The following is a 16,705-nucleotide window of genomic DNA, read 5'->3' as shown; positions in this document are numbered from 1 at the left end:
GAAAGAACGTGCCGACTTTTTCGACCAGCCTTGAGAAAGCGCTCCACCAGGCACTGACTTACGCCAATGAGCGCCACCATGAATACGCCACGCTGGAGCATCTGCTTCTGGCGCTGATCGACGACACCGACGCGGCCGCCGTGATGGGCGCCTGCAACGTCAACCTCGACGCGCTGCGCAAGACCGTCACCAGTTACGTCGACAATGATCTCGCCAACCTGGTGACCGGGTACGAGGAGGACTCCAAGCCGACGTCGGGGTTCCAGCGCGTGATCCAGCGCGCGGTCATCCATGTCCAATCCTCCGGCCGCGAGGAGGTTACCGGCGCGAACGTGCTCGTCGCGATCTTTGCCGAGCGCGAGAGCCATGCCGCCTACTTCCTGCAGGAGCAGGAGATGACGCGCTATGATGCGGTGAACTTCATTTCGCACGGGATCGGCAAGCGGCCGGGCTCCTCCGAGGCGCGCACGGTGCGCGGCTCGGACGACCAGGAAAACGAACAGAAACCGACGCGATCGCAGGGCGAGCAGGAGGATGGCGCCAAGAAGCAGGACGCGCTGAGCGCCTACTGCGTCAACCTCAACGAGAAGGCCAGGAACGGCAAGATCGACCCGCTGATCGGCCGCCACGCCGAGGTCAACCGGACGATCCAGGTGCTGTGCCGCCGCTCAAAGAACAACCCGCTCTATGTCGGCGATCCCGGCGTCGGCAAGACGGCGATCGCCGAAGGGCTTGCCAAGCGCATTGTCGAGAAGAAGGTCCCCGAAGCCCTCCAGGACGCGACGATCTTCTCGCTCGACATGGGCACGCTTTTGGCCGGCACAAGGTACCGCGGCGACTTCGAGGAACGCCTGAAACAGGTGGTGAAGGAACTGGAAGACTATCCGGGCGCCGTGCTGTTCATCGACGAGATCCACACGGTGATCGGCGCCGGTGCGACCTCCGGGGGGGCGATGGACGCATCCAACCTTTTGAAGCCGGCGCTGTCCAGCGGCGCGATCCGCTGCATCGGTTCGACCACCTACAAGGAGTATCGCCAGTTCTTCGAGAAGGACCGGGCGCTCGTCCGCCGGTTCCAGAAGATCGACGTCAACGAGCCGACCATCGACGACACGATCGAGATCATGAAGGGCCTGAAGCCCTATTTCGAGGACTATCACAAGCTGAAGTACTCGAACGAGGCGATCAAGTCGGCCGTCGAACTCTCGGCCCGCTACATCAGCGACCGCAAGCTGCCGGACAAGGCGATCGACGTGATCGACGAGACGGGGGCGGCACAGATGCTGCTGCCGGTCGGAAAACGTCGCAAGCTCATCACCGAAAAGGAGATCGAGGCGACGATCGCCACCATGGCACGCATTCCGCCCAAGACTGTCTCCAAGGACGACGAGACCGTCCTTGCCAATCTGGACAAGGAACTGCGCTCGGTGGTCTACGGCCAGGATCTGGCGATCGAGGCGCTGGCCTCGGCCATCAAGCTTGCCCGCGCGGGCCTGCGCGAACCGAACAAGCCGATCGGCTGCTACCTGTTCTCCGGCCCGACCGGCGTGGGCAAGACCGAGGTCGCCAAGCAGCTCGCCGCTTCCCTCGGGGTGGAACTGCTGCGCTTCGATATGTCCGAATACATGGAGCGCCATACGGTGTCGCGCCTGATCGGTGCGCCTCCGGGCTATGTCGGCTTCGATCAGGGCGGGCTTCTGACCGACGGCGTCGACCAGCATCCGCATTGCGTGCTGCTGCTCGATGAGATCGAGAAGGCGCATCCCGACCTCTACAACATTTTGTTGCAGGTCATGGATCACGGCTCGCTCACGGATCACAACGGCAAGAAGATCGACTTCCGCAACGTCATCCTGATCATGACGACGAATGCGGGCGCCTCCGACATGGCCAAGGCCGCGATCGGCTTTGGCTCGTCCAAGCGCGAAGGCGACGACATGGAAGCGATCAACCGGCTGTTCACGCCGGAGTTCCGCAACCGTCTCGATGCCATCATTCCGTTCGCCTCTCTGCCGACGCCGGTCATCCACCAGGTCGTGCAGAAGTTCGTCATGCAGCTTGAGACGCAGCTTGCCGAGCGCAACGTCACCTTCGAGCTCGAACCCGAAGCGATCGCCTGGCTGGCGGAGAAGGGCTACGACGAGAAGATGGGGGCGCGGCCGCTGGCGCGCGTCATCCAGGAGAACGTCAAGAAGAAGCTCGCCGACGAGATTCTCTTCGGCAAGCTGAAGAAGGGCGGCGTCGTCCGCGTTTCGGTCGGCGTGAAGGAGGACGGCAGCAAGGGCATAATCCTTGACGCCGTGCCCGAAACCGCCCCCATCAAGCCAAAGGCGGAAATTGCCGCGCCGGCACGCAAGGCGGCCAGGCCGAAGAAGCCCAAGGAGACGGTGACGGCGGACGCCGCACCGCGCAGCTCCGCCAAGGCGGCCGCATCGGAAGCCACACCGCCCCGCAAGGGCAGTGCTGTGCCGAAAGTGCCGCGGAAGAAGTAACCGGCCCACGAATGACCGATGCCGGGCAGGCGACTGCCCGGCATTTTCATGCCGCAAGCAGGAATGCAGCAGATGAATGCCGAGGTTGAACCGAGTGAGACATCGAACCGCTACTGGTTCGTACAGGGGATGCGCGGCCTTTTCAGCGTTCCCGCGATCATCCTGATGCTCTCGTTCGTCGGCTTCGCCGCCTTCACGGCCGAGGCGGGCATTCCGCTCGGGCAGGTGGTGTTCATGACCGGGATCGTCTGGGCCCTGCCGGCCAAGGTGATCCTTGTCGGCAGCATGCTCTCCGGTGCGAACCTCGCGGCGGCGTTCGTGGCTGTGACGCTTTCCTCGGTGCGGATGATGCCGATGGTGGCGTCGCTCGTTCCGGAGATCCGGTCAGAACGTACGCCGACCTGGGTGCTGTTGCTCCTGTCGCATTTCGTGGCGATCACCGCCTGGGTCTTCGCCATGGAGCGCGTGCCTGCGGTGCCGCGCAACAGACGGGTCGCCTTCTTTGCCGGTTTCGGCATCACGCTGACGACGGTGAACATCGTGCTGGTCGGGGTCGCCTATGGGCTGGTGACGACGTTTCCGCCGATCGTTTCCGGCTGCCTGTTCTTCCTCACGCCCGTCTATTTCCTCACTTCGATCTGGGTTTCCGCCCGCCATCGCGTGATCTACTGGGCGCTGGCAACCGGGCTGGTGCTGGGCGTCGTCTTTCGCGAGATCGCGCCGGAGTTCGACATTCTCCTTGCCGGTCTGATCGGCGGGACGATTGCCTGGGCGGGGGAGCGGCAATTGCGGCGGACACTTGTGGGGAGCGCCGCCACATGAACTTCGACGGCGTTTGGCCCTATGTCTTCATCGCCGTCGCCGGCTGGCTTGCGACCGATATCTGGCGCTGGCTCGGTGTTCTGGCCGGCAACAGGCTCGATGAAAAATCGGAGATGCTGACCTGGGTCAAGGCGGTCGCCACGGCGCTTGTCGCCGCCGTCATCGCCAAACTGATCGTTTATCCGACCGGTGAACTGGAAGCGTCGCCGTTGTGGCTGAGACTGGCGGCCGTCGCAATCGGCGCGCTGGCGTTCTTCGCCGGCGGGCGCAACCAGATCCTCGGCATCGTGGCGGCGATCGCTTTCCTCGCCGGTGGATTGTTCGTTCTCGGCGCGTGAGCGCCGAGAAGGGGGCGTTTGTGAATCCGAGGACGCGTGTCGTGTTTCAGACGGCCAGGGCGTCACGCATTTTTTGCGCGTTGCTCGCGAGGACGGACTGGTCCTCCATGACACCCGAATGGGGCTTGAGCGGCATGCCGTCGAAGCGCGGGATGACGTGGAAATGCAGGTGATAGATCGTCTGGCCCGACGCCGGCTCGTTGAACTGGATCACCGTGACGCCATCGGCCTCGAAGGCTGCCTTTGCCGCGATCGCGATCTTCTGCACGACGGGAACAACCCGCGCCAGCGTCTCCGGGTCGGCGTCGAGGATGTTGCGCGAGGGTGCCTTCGGCACGATCAGCGTATGACCGGTGCCTTGCGGCATCACGTCCATGAAAGCGAGCGCATGCTCGTCCTCGTAGACCTTGTGCGAGGGTATTTCGCCGCGCAGGATCTTGGCAAAGATGTTTTCGGGGTCGTAGGCGGTCATGGTTGTCTCCTCATGTTGGGCCCGTCGGCCATTGATCACTCGCCGTCGGCGGACCGAACGGCCGTCTTGCGAAACGGGCCATGTTCGGCGAGCCACTCGCCGGTCTCGATGACATCCCGGCGCTCGCGCTCGAGGTAGTCGGCGACCGCCCGGCGCAGGCCCGGATGGGTGATGTAGTGCGCTGAATGCGTCGTCACCGGCATGTAGCCGCGGGCCAGCTTGTGCTCGCCCTGCGCGCCCGCCTCGACCCGTTTCAGGCCATGGGCGATGGCAAAATCGATGGCCTGGTGGTAGCAGACCTCGAAATGCAGGAACGGGTGGTCCTCAATGCAGCCCCAATGCCGGCCGAACAGGGCATCCTCCCCGATGAAGTTGATCGCACCGGCAATGTAGCGGCCGTTTCGTTTCGCCATCACCAGCAAGATGTCGTCGGCCATGCGTTCGCCGATCAGCGAATAGAAGCGGCGCGTGAGATAGGGGCGGCCCCATTTGCGCCCGCCCGTATCCATGTAGAAGGTGAAAAACTGGTCCCAGATGCCTTCCGTCAGTTCGTTGCCAGTCAGCCAGACGATCTCGATTCCGCCTTCGACCGCCGTCCGGCGCTCCTTCTTGAGCGCCTTGCGCTTGCGCGATGCGAGTGTCTGCAGGAACTCGTCATGCGAGCGATAGCCGACGTTGTGAAAGTGGAACTGCTGGTCGGTGCGGTGAAGGAAACCAGCGTCGACCAACGCCGGGAGTTCGTTTTCCGGCAGGAAGGTGACGTGAGCCGATGAAATGTCGTGGCGTCGCGTGAGCTCCTTGATCCCGGCGGCGAGCGCCTGGCGCAGGGGCGCCGGATCGTCGCCGCGGCGGCAGAGCAGCCGTGGCCCGGTGGCGGGGGTGAAGGGCACGGATGCCTGTAGCTTGGGATAGTAGTGCCCGCCCGCCCGGGCAAAGGCCTCCGCCCAGCCGTGGTCGAACACGTACTCGCCCTGGCTGTGGTTCTTCAGGTAGGCTGGCACCGCTCCGAGGAGCGTGCCGTCCTCCGCTTCGAGCAGCAGGTGCTGCCCGAGCCATCCCGTGTCTACCGTCGCTGAACCGGATTCTTCCAGTGCGGAAAGGAACGCGTAGCTGATAAAGGGGTTGTAGGCCGGGCCCGGCTGGCCGCGAGATGCGCCGGCAAGACGTGCCCAGCCTTCCGCCGGAACTTCGGCGAAACGCTGAACCACGCGTATCCGGTAGGCGTCCGTCATCGTCAGGCGACCGCGGCTTCCCGCGGGTCGAAGCCCTCGAAGGTCATCTGGTCGGCTTCGGCGCGCGTCTTGTCGATTCCATTCTGGTCATGGACGGTCCAGGTAATCACCGTCACGCCTGCCTTGCGTTCCTTGGTGATAAACGGATTGGGCAGGTGGTCGTAGTTATACGAGATGAAGTCGAGGCCGAGTTGCATGGCCTCCTCGTGCACGAAGAAGGTTTCCGGATCGGCGCCCTCTGCCGTCAGGCCGACGGGGCGGGGCGCACCCAGCGCCTTCAGGTCTTTCAACAGCCAGTGATCGAAGCTCATCAGTGCGATCGGACCCTTGTAGTCCTCGATGAGCTCCAGCACGCTGTCGGCAAAACCCTCATCGTCGCCCTTACGCCCCTTCAGCTCGATGACAAGGGGGACACGGCCGTCCACGAGCTTGAGAAGCTGAGTGAGCGTCGGCACCTTGTCGGCGGTGCCGCCGACCGAAAGCATGCCGAGTTCCACCGAAGTCTTGGCCCGGACGTCGCCGGGGATGGCACAGAGCCGGCTCAGTTCGTCATCATGGAAGACGACCGGGACGCCGTCTGCGGCGTATTGCAGGTCGCACTCGATCGCAAAGCCCGCATCGACGGCGCGGGCAAATGCGGAAAGCGTGTTCTCCCAGACCGCGTGGTTCATATCGTGGAAACCGCGATGGGCGATCGGTTGTGCGGTGAGCCAGGAAAGATCCTTGGACGGCATCAGGCGATTTCCATGATGGCGTCGATCTCGACGGCGGCGTTGAGCGGCAGGGCAGCCATGCCGACGGCCGCACGCGCGTGCTTGCCGGGCTCCCCAAGCGCGTTGACGAGCAGGTTCGAAGCGCCGTTGATGACGAGATGCTGCTCAACGAAAGTGGGAGCAGACGCGACAAAGCCGTTGATCTTGATGATTCTCTTGATGCGCGACAGGTCGCCAAGTGCCGCCTTGGCCTGGGCAAGCAGGTTGACCGCGCACAGTTCGGCCGCCTTCTGGCCGGTCGCGACGTCGACATCCTTGCCGAGGTGGCCGGTCACGGCGATCTTGCCGTCGGCGATCGGCAGTTGGCCCGAGATATGCAGCACCGAACCGCTGATGATATAGGGAACATAGTTGGCGGCCGGCGCCGCAGCGGTTGGAATGTCGTAACCCAGTTCCTTGACCCGGTTCTCGATTTCAGCAGACATGCGTGTCTCCGTTTGCGATTGGTGCTGTCGCGCCGCCAAGGGAAGGCAGCCTCTTCTAATCATCGTCTTACGAGGGGAAAGCCGGAGCAGTTTTCCCGGCGCCGCCGCCTCGATTGCGTTTTCTGTTACAATGCGGCATGCAGATGCTTAAATGCCTCGCTCTTGCCGAAACTGTTCTTATAACATCGCGGCAGAGTTCAACAGGAGGAAACGGATGTTTCGCCCCAGCTTTGTTCCGATAGCGTCCGTGGCGGCCTGTCTCGCGGCGTTGCCGCTCGGCTCGGCCTTCGCGGCCACGCCGGTCGGCCTGGCGCCGCATCGCGCGGTTTACAATCTGCAGCTCAAGGATGCCTCGGAGCGCTCAGGGATCGCCGGGATGTACGGGCGCATGGTCTATGAGTTCAACGGAAATGCCTGCGACGGGTACACCGTCAGCTTCCGCTTCGTTACACAGGTCAACACCGGCGAGGAAACCCGGCTGACCGACCAGCAGACCACCACCTACGAGGACCTGAAGAATCGAAGTTTCCGCTTCCTGACACGCTCCTTCACGGATGAGAAGCTCGACCGGGAGGTTCGCGGCAGTGCCCGTGACGACAAGAGCGGCGTGAATGTCGAACTGACGTCCCCGGACACGCGCGACGTGGAACTGGCGGACAGCGTGTTTCCCACGGAGCACATGCTGGCGGTGATCGACCGGGCGCGAAAGGGTGAAAAGTTTTTCGAGGCCCGGATCTTCGACGGCTCCGATTCCGGTGACAAGACGCTGATGACGACCACCGTGCTTGGCAAGAAGGAGATGCCGGCAGCCGGCGACGCCGACGCTGCCAAGGCCGGTTCGTTCGCCACGCAGGAATACTGGCCGGTCACGATCGCCTACTACAACGACGAGGCGACGGGCGACGCGCTGCCGGTCTACCGGATGTCGTTCAAGCTCTACGAAAACGGCATCACGCGCGACCTGACGATGGACTACGGTGACTTCGTGCTGACCGGAAAGCTCGCCAACCTGGAGGTCTTCCAGACTGCCGCCGAGTGCAAGTAGCGCAAGGGGCCGGCCGTCGGGCTTTTCCATCGCCAGGGCTTGATTTCGCGCCCGACTGCGGTTAATGGCAGCGCATTCCACACGTGAGGCATGGGATGGACCGGGAGAAATCCGGGCTGTTCCGCCGGTGGCAGAGCCGATGGGTTCTGCTGTTCGCCTTGCGGAGGTTCAACCGGAAAAGGAGAAACAGGCATGGCATTGCCCGATTTCAGCATGCGCCAGCTTCTGGAAGCTGGTGTCCACTTCGGCCACCAGACCCACCGCTGGAACCCGAAGATGAAGCCGTACATCTTCGGCGATCGCAGCAACGTTCACATCATCGACCTGGCGCAGACCGTTCCGCTTCTGCACCGCGCCCTTCAGGTCGTCAGCGACACCGTCGCCGGCGGTGGACGCGTTCTCTTCGTCGGCACGAAGCGCCAGGCATCGGAAATCATCGCCGACGCCGCCAAGCGTTCGGCCCAGTACTACGTCAATGCGCGCTGGCTCGGCGGCATGCTGACGAACTGGAAGACGATCTCCAACTCGATCCAGCGCCTGCGCAAGCTCGACGAAATCCTCGCTTCGGAAGCCTCGGGCTTCACGAAGAAGGAGCGCCTGAACCTCGAGCGCGAGCGTGAGAAGCTCGACAAGGCTCTCGGCGGCATCAAGGACATGGGCGGCACGCCGGACCTGATGTTCATCATCGACACCAACAAGGAATCGATTGCGATCCAGGAAGCCAAGCGTCTTGGCATCCCCGTCGTCGCCATCATCGACTCAAATTGCGATCCGGACCCGATCGACTTCCCGATCCCGGGCAACGACGACGCCTCGCGCGCCATCGCCCTCTACTGCGATCTGGTCGCACGCGCAGCCATTGACGGCATCGCACGCCAGCAGGGCGCTTCGGGCCGCGACATCGGCGCGTCGGCCGAAGTGCCGGTCGAGCCCGCTCTGGACGACGCCGAAGCCTGATAGGGCAGGGCGCGGATTGTTCCGCATCGTCCTATGAACGAAACAGGACAAGGCCGTTTTCCGCCGGAAGGTTGAACGGCCTTGTCGCGTTTGCCGGCCAGGATGCGACTTGTGCGGATCGCGGCCGGTCAGGATGCTGATCTGTCATCATCCTGTAACGCTCATCACGATGGATGGCGGCCGCTACGGACATGCGTTCCCAAGGACGCGGAAGGCGCCACGACAGAATTGAAATCGCGCAGGCCCGGCACGGATCGATGGTGCCCGCGGCATGCGCAGAACCCGTAAAGAGGCGAGACAATGGAAATCACTGCAGCAATGGTGAAGGAACTGCGCGAGAAGTCCGGCGCAGGCATGATGGATTGCAAGAAGGCGCTTGCTGAAACCAACGGCGACATGGAAGCGGCGATCGACTGGCTGCGCGCCAAGGGTATCGCCAAGGCCGACAAGAAGTCGGGCCGCACCGCCGCCGAAGGCCTGATCGGCATCGTCAGCGGCGGCGTCAAGGCCGTTGCCGTCGAGATCAACTCCGAGACCGACTTCGTCGCTCGCAACGACGCCTTCCAGGAACTCGTCCGCGGCGTGTCCAACGTCGCGCTGGACACCGACGGCACCGTTGATGCCATCGCCAAGGCGACATATCCGGCAACCGGCAAGTCGGTCGAAGAGACGATCAAGGACGCCATCGCCACGATCGGCGAGAATATGACGCTGCGCCGTTCGGCCCTGCTCAAGGTCGAAGACGGCGTTGTCGCCACCTACATCCACAACGCCGCCGGCGACGGCATCGGCAAGCTCGGCGTGCTCGTCGCGCTGAAGTCGACCGGCGACAAGGAAGCGCTGAACACGATCGGCCGTCAGGTCGCCATGCACATTGCCGCGACCAACCCGCTGGCGATCCGCGCCGAAGAGGTTGACGCAGCCGTCGCCGAGCGCGAACGCAACGTCTTCATCGAGCAGTCCCGCGCTTCGGGCAAGCCGGACAACATCATCGAGAAGATGGTGGAAGGCCGCATGCGCAAGTTCTTCGAGGAAGTGGCGCTGCTGTCGCAGGCGTTCGTCATCAACCCGGAGATCACCGTCGGTCAGGCGATCAAGGACGCCGAGAAGCTCGCCGGCGCCCCGATCGAGGTCACCGGCATGGCCCGCCTCCTGCTCGGCGAAGGCGTCGAGAAGGAAGAAACGGACTTCGCAGCCGAAGTGGCAGCCGCCGCCAAGGGCTGATTTCTTTACCCGACTTGGGAAAAGGCGAGGGCATCGCGTGACAACGCGGTGCCCTTCGTGTATCCGGCTGACGGCGAGACTGCAGGCCAACCAGATGCCCGCGTGACGAATGCGCGCTGCCATTGCCTCATCCCCTTCGCCATCACGTCCAGACCAACCGCCAGGAGCGCCAATGTCCGCCAAACCCATCTACAAACGCGTTCTGCTGAAAGCATCCGGTGAGGCGCTGATGGGCTCGCAAGGGTTCGGCATCGACGTCGCTGTCGCCGATCGCATTGCCGCCGATATTGCCGAGGCGCGGGCGCTCGGGGTCGAGGTCGGTGTCGTCGTCGGCGGTGGCAACATCTTCCGCGGCGTGGCCGTCGCCTCGAAGGGTGGCGACCGCGTCACGGGCGATCACATGGGCATGCTCGCCACCGTCATCAACGCGCTGGCACTTGCGACCTCACTGCGCAAGCTTGATATCGACACCGTCGTGTTGTCGGCGATCGCCATGCCGGAGATTTGCGAGAGCTTCTCGCAGCGCCGGACGCTGCATCACCTGGCGCAGGGCCGGGTCGTGATTTTTGCCGGCGGTACCGGCAATCCGTTCTTTACCACGGACTCGGCGGCAGCCCTGCGTGCCGCCGAAATCGGCGCGGAAGCCATCTTCAAGGGAACGCAGGTCGACGGAATTTACTCGGCCGATCCGAAGAAGGTCCCGGAAGCAACGCGCTATGAACGCCTGACCCACAACGAGGTTCTGGAGAGAGGCCTCGCCGTCATGGATATTGCGGCGGTTGCGCTGGCACGCGAGAATTCAATTCCGATCGTGGTCTTCTCGATCCACGAAGAGGGCGGGTTTGCCCAAATATTGACCGGCGGCGGTCGTGGGACCATCGTATCCGACAACTGATTCCGAAAGGCGCCCAAATGGGTGTAGTGTCCTAGAAAGCAGGAGTTTCAAGCAATGAGTGAAGGTGTAGATCTGAAGGAACTGAAGCGCCGCATGGATGGCGCCATTTCCGCGTTCAAGCACGATATCGCTTCACTGCGCACCGGTCGCGCCTCGGCCAACGTCCTCGATCCGGTGACCGTGGAGGCCTATGGCTCGCGCATGCCGCTGAACCAGGTGGCGAACATCACTGTTCCCGAGCCGCGCATGCTCGCTGTCTCCGTATGGGACAAGTCGATGGTGAATGCGGTCGACCGTGCCATCCGGGAATCGAACCTGGGCCTCAACCCGATCATCGATGGCCAGAATCTGCGCATCCCGCTGCCGGAGCTGAACGAGGAGCGCCGCCGTTCGCTCGTGAAGCTCGCGCACGATTATGCGGAAAAGGGCAAGGTGGCGATTCGTCATGTGCGCCGCGACGGCATGGATGATCTGAAAAAAGCCGAGAAGGATGGCGATATCAGCCAGGACATCAGCCGGAGCCAGTCCGAAAAGGTTCAAAAGATGACGGACGAGATGATTTCCGAGGTCGACCGCTTGCTTGCGGACAAGGAAAAGGAAATCATGCAGGTCTAGCGCCGGTTGCAGGCTCGCCCGGACTCTCGCCACCTCCCACGGATCGTCGATGACCAAGCATGCTTTGAAGAACATTCCCAACCACGTGGCCATCATCATGGACGGCAACGGGCGTTGGGCCAATGTTCGCGGCCTGCCGCGCAGCATGGGTCATCGCAAGGGTGTGGAGGCGGTGCGGGAGGCGGTCCGCACCGCGGCTGAAGCCGGCATCGGCTATCTGACCCTTTTCGCCTTCTCCTCTGAAAACTGGAGCCGGCCGGAGAGCGAGGTCACTGACCTGATGGGCTTGTTGAAGACCTTTATCCGCCGGGATCTCGAGACGCTTCACGGTGAGAACGTGCGCATCCGCATCATCGGGGATCGCTCGAACCTGCGCAGCGATATCCTGCCACTTCTTCTCGAGGCTGAAGAACGCACGCGCGGCAACACCTCCATCCAGCTGGTGATCGCCTTCAACTACGGCTCGCGGGACGAGATTGCGCGTGCCGTACGCTCGATCGCGGGCGACGTGGCGGCGGGGCAGATACATCCGGCGGACGTGACCCCGGAACTGATCAGCGCCCGCCTGGATACCGCCGGCATCCCGGATCCCGATCTCATCATCCGCACCAGCGGCGAGGAGCGGCTTTCCAATTTCCTGCTCTGGCAGGCAGCCTATGCGGAACTCATGTTCATTCCCGATTTCTGGCCCGATTTCTCCCGGGCGTCCTTCCTCGATGCGCTGGCGAAATTCGCCGGGCGCGAGCGCCGGTTCGGCGGCGTGCGGACGCCAACGCTTGCAGTGGGCTCCTGATGAGCACCGAACTTCGCCTTCGCATCATTTCCGGCATAGTCATGGCCGTCGTCGTCTTGGCCGCGACCTGGGCCGGTGGCATGCCCTTCCGCCTGCTGTCCGCCGCAATCGCCCTGCTCGTCTATTACGAATGGTCGACGATCACCCGGCTGGCCGAGATCGACTTTCGCGGCAACGCCTTCGGCTGGGCGGTAACGGCGGCGGCGTGCGCGATGACGGTGTTCGCTGAACCCGAGGCGGCGTTTGTGACCGTTTGCGCGGCCGTCATCGTTTCCCTCCTGCATGCCCTGTCATTCAAGCGCAGCCTCTGGCTGCCCGGCGGCATCGCCTATGCCGGCCTGACGGCGCTTTCCCTGACGGCGATCCGCGCGGACGACGCGACCGGCCTGATCGCCATGCTGTTCGTCTTCGCGGTGGTCTGGTCGACGGATATCTTGGCCTATTTCGTTGGCAGGGCAATCGGCGGTCCGAAGCTGGCGCCGTCGATCTCGCCCGGCAAGACCTGGTCCGGGGCGATCGGCGGCACGGCTTCCGCGATCCTCGCCGGCAGCGCGCTTTATCTTTGTTTCTTCCCTGCGACCGGATGGTGGATACCGCTTATCGCCCTCGTCCTGTCCGTATTCAGTCAGGTGGGGGATCTGTTCGAGTCCTTCCTGAAGCGACGCTTCGGGGTGAAGGATTCCAGCAAGCTCATTCCGGGTCACGGGGGCGTAATGGATCGGGTCGACGGTCTTGTTTTCGCCTGCTTCGCGGCGTTCCTGCTGGGAACAGCCGCGACGGTGGCCGGTCCTTCCGTCGCCTCGACGGGCGCGTTCCTTCTCGGACTTTGACGCCTGTACTTGTAAGGAGGCCAGTTGGCCATGGAACTGTTGTCGCAGGCGTTTGGGTTTCTGACGGGCACCATCGTGCCTTTCCTCGTCGTGCTCACACTGATCGTCTTCGTCCATGAAATGGGGCACTACCTTGCCGGGCGGTGGTCCGGTATCGGCATCACGGCGTTCTCGATCGGCTTCGGACCGGAGATCGCCGGTTTTACCGACCGGCGCGGCACGCGCTGGAAACTCTCGGCCATTCCGCTCGGGGGCTATGTCAAGTTTCATGGCGACGAGGATGCAGCGTCGACACCTGACTATGCCAGGCTCGGGACGTTGTCTGCGGAAGAGCGGGCGCGCACCTTTCTCGGAGCGGCGTTGTGGAAGCGGGCCGTAACCGTAGCAGCCGGCCCGATTGCCAATTTCATCCTCGCTATCGCCATCTTCAGCGTCACCTTCGCGATTTATGGTCGGCAGGTGGCCGATCCGGTTGTCGCCGAGGTGCGCGAGCCAAGCGCCGCCGCGACCGCCGGCGTGTTGCCGGGAGACCTGCTGGTTGCGATCGATGGCACGCCGGTTCGGACGTTTGAAGACGTTCGGCGCTACATCAGCGTGCGTCCCGAGGTTCCAATCGTCGTCACGATTCGCCGTGACGGCGCCGAGCAGAACCTCCGCATGGTTCCGGATCGGACGGAGCTGACCGACCAGTTCGGCAACAAGATGGAAGTGGGCATCATTGGAATCGTGACGGACGAGGCCGCCGGCAACTTCCGCGTCGTCAGCTACAGTCCGGCGGAAGCCGTCGGGCAAGGCATGCAGCAGACCTGGTATATCGTCACCGGAACCTTCGACTATCTCTCGAATGTCGTTACGGGCCGGATGAAGGCCGACCAGATCGGCGGACCGATCCGGGTCGCGCAGGCATCAGGCCAGATGGCGACGCTCGGTGTTGCCGCGCTGCTGCAACTGGCTGCTGTCCTCTCTGTTTCCATTGGACTTCTGAACCTTATGCCGGTTCCGGTACTTGATGGTGGGCACCTGATGTTCTATGCGGTTGAAGCCCTTCGGGGAAAGCCGGTCGGTCCCCGGGCCCAGGAGATCGCTTTCCGGATCGGGATGGGGCTGATTCTGATGCTGACCGTGTTTGCCACCTGGAACGATACGTTCGGCAGACTTGGATAGGCGGACGGTGTTTTGCAGGTTGGAGGTGCGTGAGGAAGGCGCGATAAGATACTGTTTACCGTAATCGAAAGCATTTCGTGACCAATGCGCCACGGTTTGAATTGAAGTAAACAGAAATTAACGGCCGACCTTGCTTGTATGGCAAAAGCGGTTAAAACGGCAGCGTGACCGGAATCGGGTTCGAGTTCGCCGCGAGACATTGAAACAAAGGTAAGTTGTGAAAATGAAAGCTGGTTCAAGATTTTTGAACGCGGTGTCTGCCGTTGCCCTTTCGACGAGCATGGTGGTGGCTGGTGGAGCAGCCGTCTCGCTCGTCGCCGCAAGTGCCGCAGAAGCCGCTGTTATCCAGCGCGTGGATGTTCGTGGCGCAAGCCGTGTCAGCCCGGAAACCGTGCGGGCAAACCTCAGCATTCAGCCGGGCAAGAACTTCAGCAACGCCGATATCGATGAATCCGTGCGCCGGCTGTTTGCGACCGGGTATTTCTCCGACGTGCGCATCAGTGTTTCCGGCAGCACGCTCGTCGTCGTCGTCGACGAAAATCGCCTGATCAACCAGGTGGTCTTCAACGGCAACCGCAAGATCAAGGACGACAAGCTCGCGGGAATCGTTCGCTCGCGCTCCCAGGGGCCGTTCAGCGAGACGACCATCGAAGGCGACATCCAGACGATCAAGGACGCGTATGCCGCGATCGGGCGTAGCGACGCCACGGTCACGACGCAGACCTATGATCTCGGCAACGGTCGCGTCAATCTCGCCTTCGTCATCAACGAGGGCGACAGGACCAAGATTTCGCAGATCAACTTCGTCGGCAACAATGCCTATAGCGACGGTCGCCTGCGTTCAGTCATCAACACCAAGAAGTCCGGTCCGCTGTCGTTCCTGACCCGCAAGGACGTGTATGATGAAGCGAAGTTGCGCGCCGACGAGGAAGCGCTGCGTCAGTTCTACTTCAACCGCGGGTACGCCGATTTCCAGATCGTGTCGTCTGAGGCGGTGCTCGACGAGAGCACGAACGAGTACACGCTGAATTTCACCGTCGAAGAAGGCGAGCGCTACAAGTTCGGCGACATAAACGTCGAATCGACCGTCGAGGGCGTCGATGCCGAGGAGCTCAAGGGGCTTCTCGAAACGCGCGCCGGCGCTGTTTACCGCGCGAAGGACGTGCAGGATTCGATGTCGGAGATTTCGAGGCGCGTGTCAGCGAAAGGATATCCCTTTGCGCGCGTGACGCCGCGTGGAAATCGCGACTTCGCCAACCATACGATTGCGGTGGACTACCTGGTCGACCAGGGCGAGCGCGCCTACATCGAGCGCATCGAAATTCGCGGCAACACCCGTACGCGCGATTATGTGATCCGTCGCGAATTCGATATCAGCGAAGGCGACGCGTTCAACCAGGAAGTGATCACGAGCGCAAAGCGGCGTCTTGAAGCGCTTGGCTTCTTCTCGACCGTCAACATTTCGACGGCTCCGGGCAGCGCTTCCGACCGCGTCGTGCTGGTGGTGGACGTTCAGGATCAGTCCACCGGTACGTTCGGCGTCGGCGTCGGCTACACGACCGGCAACGACGGCGGCTTCAAGCTGGAAGCCTCGATTGAAGAGCGGAACTTCCTCGGCCGCGGCCAGTACATCCGTATTGCCGCTGGCGGCGGCTCGGATTCGCGCAACTACAACCTGTCGTTCACGGAGCCGTACTTCCTCGGTTACCGTCTCGCAGCGGGTTTCGACATCTTCCGCAACGAGGATAACTCGCAAGACTTCTACGATATCGACAGCCAGGGTGTGACGCTGCGCGTGACCGCGCCGATCACCGAGGACCTGTCGACGACGCTGCGCTACAACTATGCGAAGTACGACTACAGCACGAGCGTCAATCAGGCTGAGGATCAGGCGAAACCGCCGGCAGACCAGGACATCTCGGACCCGTACTGGGATGCGATCGACGGCAGCCCGTGGGTGCGCTCTTCGGTCTCGCAGTCGCTGACCTACGATACCCTCGATGACCGCAAGCTGCCGCGCGAAGGTTTCTACGTAACTGCCACGCAGGAGTTCGCCGGTCTTGGCGGCGATTCCGATTTCTATAAGATCTACGGCAAGGCGCGTTACTTCCAGACGCTGATGGAAGACGCCGATATCATCGGCAGTCTCAGCGCCGGTGCGGGATACATGACGCCGACCAGTGGCGATCTGATGGTCTTCGATCAGTTCCAGCTGAACGCCAACGATCTGCGTGGCTTCGAGAGTGGCGGCATCGGTCCGCGCATGACCAATGGTGACGAGATCGGCGGTACCACGTACTTCACGGTTTCGGCCGAAACCACGTTCCCGCTGCCGTTCATCGCGCGGGACGCCGGCTTCCGCGGTGCGCTGTTCGCCGATGCCGGCACGCTCTACGGCAACAAGGTCGACATCGGAAACGATGACGTCGAAGGGACGAGCATGTCCTGGCGCGCCTCTGTCGGCGCCAGCCTGATCTGGTCGTCGCCGTTCGGTCCGCTGCGCGTCGACTACGCGATCCCGGTCGCGAAGGAAGACTTCGACGAAGAGCAGCGGTTCAAGTTCGGCATTTCGTCGAGCTTCTGATCCCGGCAGTCCAGAACTGCGAAGAACGAACTGTTCTGGAGTCC

16 protein-coding genes are annotated in these 16,705 nt (G+C 62.6%); 12 read left to right on the top strand and 4 right to left on the bottom strand.

Annotated elements, in window-relative coordinates; all coding sequences use genetic code 11:
- Positions 1 to 8: 8 nt before the first annotated feature.
- From clpA to JNC62_RS16715, 3 genes are all read left to right on the top strand, one after another.
- Positions 9 to 2,492, top strand: a complete 2,484-nt coding sequence (gene clpA / locus JNC62_RS16725; protein ID WP_374840147.1) for an ATP-dependent Clp protease ATP-binding subunit ClpA — start codon at positions 9 to 11, stop codon at positions 2,490 to 2,492.
- Positions 2,493 to 2,564: 72 nt separating this feature from the next.
- Positions 2,565 to 3,314 (top strand): AzlC family ABC transporter permease, encoded by a 750-nt coding sequence (locus JNC62_RS16720; RefSeq protein WP_374840146.1) that lies wholly within the window; start codon positions 2,565 to 2,567, stop codon positions 3,312 to 3,314.
- Positions 3,311 to 3,652 carry an AzlD domain-containing protein gene (locus tag JNC62_RS16715; RefSeq protein WP_374840145.1) on the top strand — a complete coding sequence of 114 codons (342 nt, stop codon included), beginning with the start codon at positions 3,311 to 3,313 and terminating at the stop codon, positions 3,650 to 3,652. Before JNC62_RS16720 ends, JNC62_RS16715 begins: the two co-directional genes overlap by 4 nt.
- 46 nt (positions 3,653 to 3,698) lie before the next feature.
- On the opposite strand, the gene JNC62_RS16710 is transcribed toward JNC62_RS16715, so the two are convergent.
- Genes JNC62_RS16710 through JNC62_RS16695 form a run of 4 tightly spaced genes read right to left on the bottom strand, consistent with a single transcriptional unit; the run spans position 3,699 to position 6,554 of the window.
- Positions 3,699 to 4,124 (bottom strand): HIT family protein, encoded by a 426-nt coding sequence (locus tag JNC62_RS16710; RefSeq protein ID WP_374840144.1) that lies wholly within the window; start codon positions 4,122 to 4,124, stop codon positions 3,699 to 3,701.
- 35 nt (positions 4,125 to 4,159) lie between these two features.
- Positions 4,160 to 5,356 carry a GNAT family N-acetyltransferase gene (locus JNC62_RS16705; protein ID WP_374840143.1) on the bottom strand — a complete coding sequence of 399 codons (1,197 nt, stop codon included), beginning with the start codon at positions 5,354 to 5,356 and terminating at the stop codon, positions 4,160 to 4,162.
- Positions 5,357 to 5,358: 2 nt separating this feature from the next.
- Positions 5,359 to 6,090, bottom strand: a complete 732-nt coding sequence (locus JNC62_RS16700; RefSeq protein WP_374840142.1) for a glycerophosphodiester phosphodiesterase — start codon at positions 6,088 to 6,090, stop codon at positions 5,359 to 5,361.
- The gene (locus JNC62_RS16695; protein ID WP_374840141.1) at positions 6,090 to 6,554 is read right to left on the bottom strand and encodes a RidA family protein; all 465 of its coding nucleotides are present in this window, start codon (positions 6,552 to 6,554) and stop codon (positions 6,090 to 6,092) included. Before JNC62_RS16695 ends, JNC62_RS16700 begins: the two co-directional genes overlap by 1 nt.
- Positions 6,555 to 6,768: 214 nt before the next feature.
- Between JNC62_RS16695 and JNC62_RS16690 the strand changes: the two genes are divergently transcribed.
- The 9 genes from JNC62_RS16690 to bamA all read left to right on the top strand — a co-directional run bounded on the left by JNC62_RS16690 (position 6,769) and on the right by bamA (position 16,661).
- On the top strand, positions 6,769 to 7,599 hold the full coding sequence (locus tag JNC62_RS16690) for a cell envelope integrity EipB family protein (protein WP_374840140.1): 831 nt from the start codon (positions 6,769 to 6,771) through the stop codon (positions 7,597 to 7,599).
- A gap of 192 nt (positions 7,600 to 7,791) precedes the next feature.
- Complete coding sequence (rpsB, locus tag JNC62_RS16685; protein WP_374840139.1) at positions 7,792 to 8,556, top strand: 30S ribosomal protein S2; 765 nt, start codon at positions 7,792 to 7,794, stop codon at positions 8,554 to 8,556.
- 300 nt (positions 8,557 to 8,856) lie between these two features.
- Positions 8,857 to 9,780: a translation elongation factor Ts gene (gene tsf, locus JNC62_RS16680; RefSeq protein ID WP_374840138.1), complete on the top strand. Its 924-nt coding sequence runs from the start codon at positions 8,857 to 8,859 to the stop codon at positions 9,778 to 9,780.
- 172 nt (positions 9,781 to 9,952) lie between these two features.
- The gene (gene pyrH, locus JNC62_RS16675) at positions 9,953 to 10,675 is read left to right on the top strand and encodes a UMP kinase (protein ID WP_374840137.1); all 723 of its coding nucleotides are present in this window, start codon (positions 9,953 to 9,955) and stop codon (positions 10,673 to 10,675) included.
- Positions 10,676 to 10,729: 54 nt separating this feature from the next.
- The gene (frr, locus tag JNC62_RS16670) at positions 10,730 to 11,290 is read left to right on the top strand and encodes a ribosome recycling factor (RefSeq protein WP_374840136.1); all 561 of its coding nucleotides are present in this window, start codon (positions 10,730 to 10,732) and stop codon (positions 11,288 to 11,290) included.
- Between the two features lie 49 nt (positions 11,291 to 11,339).
- Positions 11,340 to 12,083 carry an isoprenyl transferase gene (locus JNC62_RS16665; protein WP_374840135.1) on the top strand — a complete coding sequence of 248 codons (744 nt, stop codon included), beginning with the start codon at positions 11,340 to 11,342 and terminating at the stop codon, positions 12,081 to 12,083.
- A complete protein-coding gene (locus tag JNC62_RS16660; protein ID WP_374840134.1) occupies positions 12,083 to 12,913 on the top strand; it encodes a phosphatidate cytidylyltransferase in 831 nt (276 codons plus the stop codon). The genes JNC62_RS16665 and JNC62_RS16660 overlap by 1 nt, the downstream gene beginning before the upstream one ends.
- Before the next feature lie 30 nt (positions 12,914 to 12,943).
- Positions 12,944 to 14,077: an RIP metalloprotease RseP gene (gene rseP / locus JNC62_RS16655; protein ID WP_374840133.1), complete on the top strand. Its 1,134-nt coding sequence runs from the start codon at positions 12,944 to 12,946 to the stop codon at positions 14,075 to 14,077.
- A gap of 223 nt (positions 14,078 to 14,300) precedes the next feature.
- Complete coding sequence (bamA, locus tag JNC62_RS16650) at positions 14,301 to 16,661, top strand: outer membrane protein assembly factor BamA (RefSeq protein WP_374840132.1); 2,361 nt, start codon at positions 14,301 to 14,303, stop codon at positions 16,659 to 16,661.
- Positions 16,662 to 16,705: the final 44 nt, after the last annotated feature.

Origin of the sequence: Mycoplana ramosa (assembly GCF_041930185.1) — a bacterium.
Lineage (GTDB): Bacteria > Pseudomonadota > Alphaproteobacteria > Rhizobiales > Rhizobiaceae > Mycoplana > Mycoplana ramosa.
The sequence above is the reverse complement of the archived record's forward strand: the minus strand, read 5'-3'. Positions and strand labels throughout refer to the sequence as shown.

Bases quoted from the DNA above. Each gene is read 5' to 3' on its own strand.
- JNC62_RS16710 (WP_374840144.1), bottom strand. From the start codon at position 4,124: ATGACCGCCTACGACCCCGAAAACATCTTTGCCAAGATCCTGCGCGGC.
- frr (WP_374840136.1), top strand. From the start codon at position 10,730: ATGAGTGAAGGTGTAGATCTGAAGGAACTGAAGCGCCGCATGGATGGC.
- rseP (WP_374840133.1), top strand. From the start codon at position 12,944: ATGGAACTGTTGTCGCAGGCGTTTGGGTTTCTGACGGGCACCATCGTG.
- pyrH (WP_374840137.1), top strand. From the start codon at position 9,953: ATGTCCGCCAAACCCATCTACAAACGCGTTCTGCTGAAAGCATCCGGT.
- JNC62_RS16665 (WP_374840135.1), top strand. From the start codon at position 11,340: ATGACCAAGCATGCTTTGAAGAACATTCCCAACCACGTGGCCATCATC.
- tsf (WP_374840138.1), top strand. From the start codon at position 8,857: ATGGAAATCACTGCAGCAATGGTGAAGGAACTGCGCGAGAAGTCCGGC.
- JNC62_RS16690 (WP_374840140.1), top strand. From the start codon at position 6,769: ATGTTTCGCCCCAGCTTTGTTCCGATAGCGTCCGTGGCGGCCTGTCTC.
- JNC62_RS16700 (WP_374840142.1), bottom strand. From the start codon at position 6,090: ATGCCGTCCAAGGATCTTTCCTGGCTCACCGCACAACCGATCGCCCAT.
- JNC62_RS16695 (WP_374840141.1), bottom strand. From the start codon at position 6,554: ATGTCTGCTGAAATCGAGAACCGGGTCAAGGAACTGGGTTACGACATT.
- JNC62_RS16715 (WP_374840145.1), top strand. From the start codon at position 3,311: ATGAACTTCGACGGCGTTTGGCCCTATGTCTTCATCGCCGTCGCCGGC.
- bamA (WP_374840132.1), top strand. From the start codon at position 14,301: ATGAAAGCTGGTTCAAGATTTTTGAACGCGGTGTCTGCCGTTGCCCTT.
- JNC62_RS16660 (WP_374840134.1), top strand. From the start codon at position 12,083: ATGAGCACCGAACTTCGCCTTCGCATCATTTCCGGCATAGTCATGGCC.
- JNC62_RS16720 (WP_374840146.1), top strand. From the start codon at position 2,565: ATGAATGCCGAGGTTGAACCGAGTGAGACATCGAACCGCTACTGGTTC.
- JNC62_RS16705 (WP_374840143.1), bottom strand. From the start codon at position 5,356: ATGACGGACGCCTACCGGATACGCGTGGTTCAGCGTTTCGCCGAAGTT.
- rpsB (WP_374840139.1), top strand. From the start codon at position 7,792: ATGGCATTGCCCGATTTCAGCATGCGCCAGCTTCTGGAAGCTGGTGTC.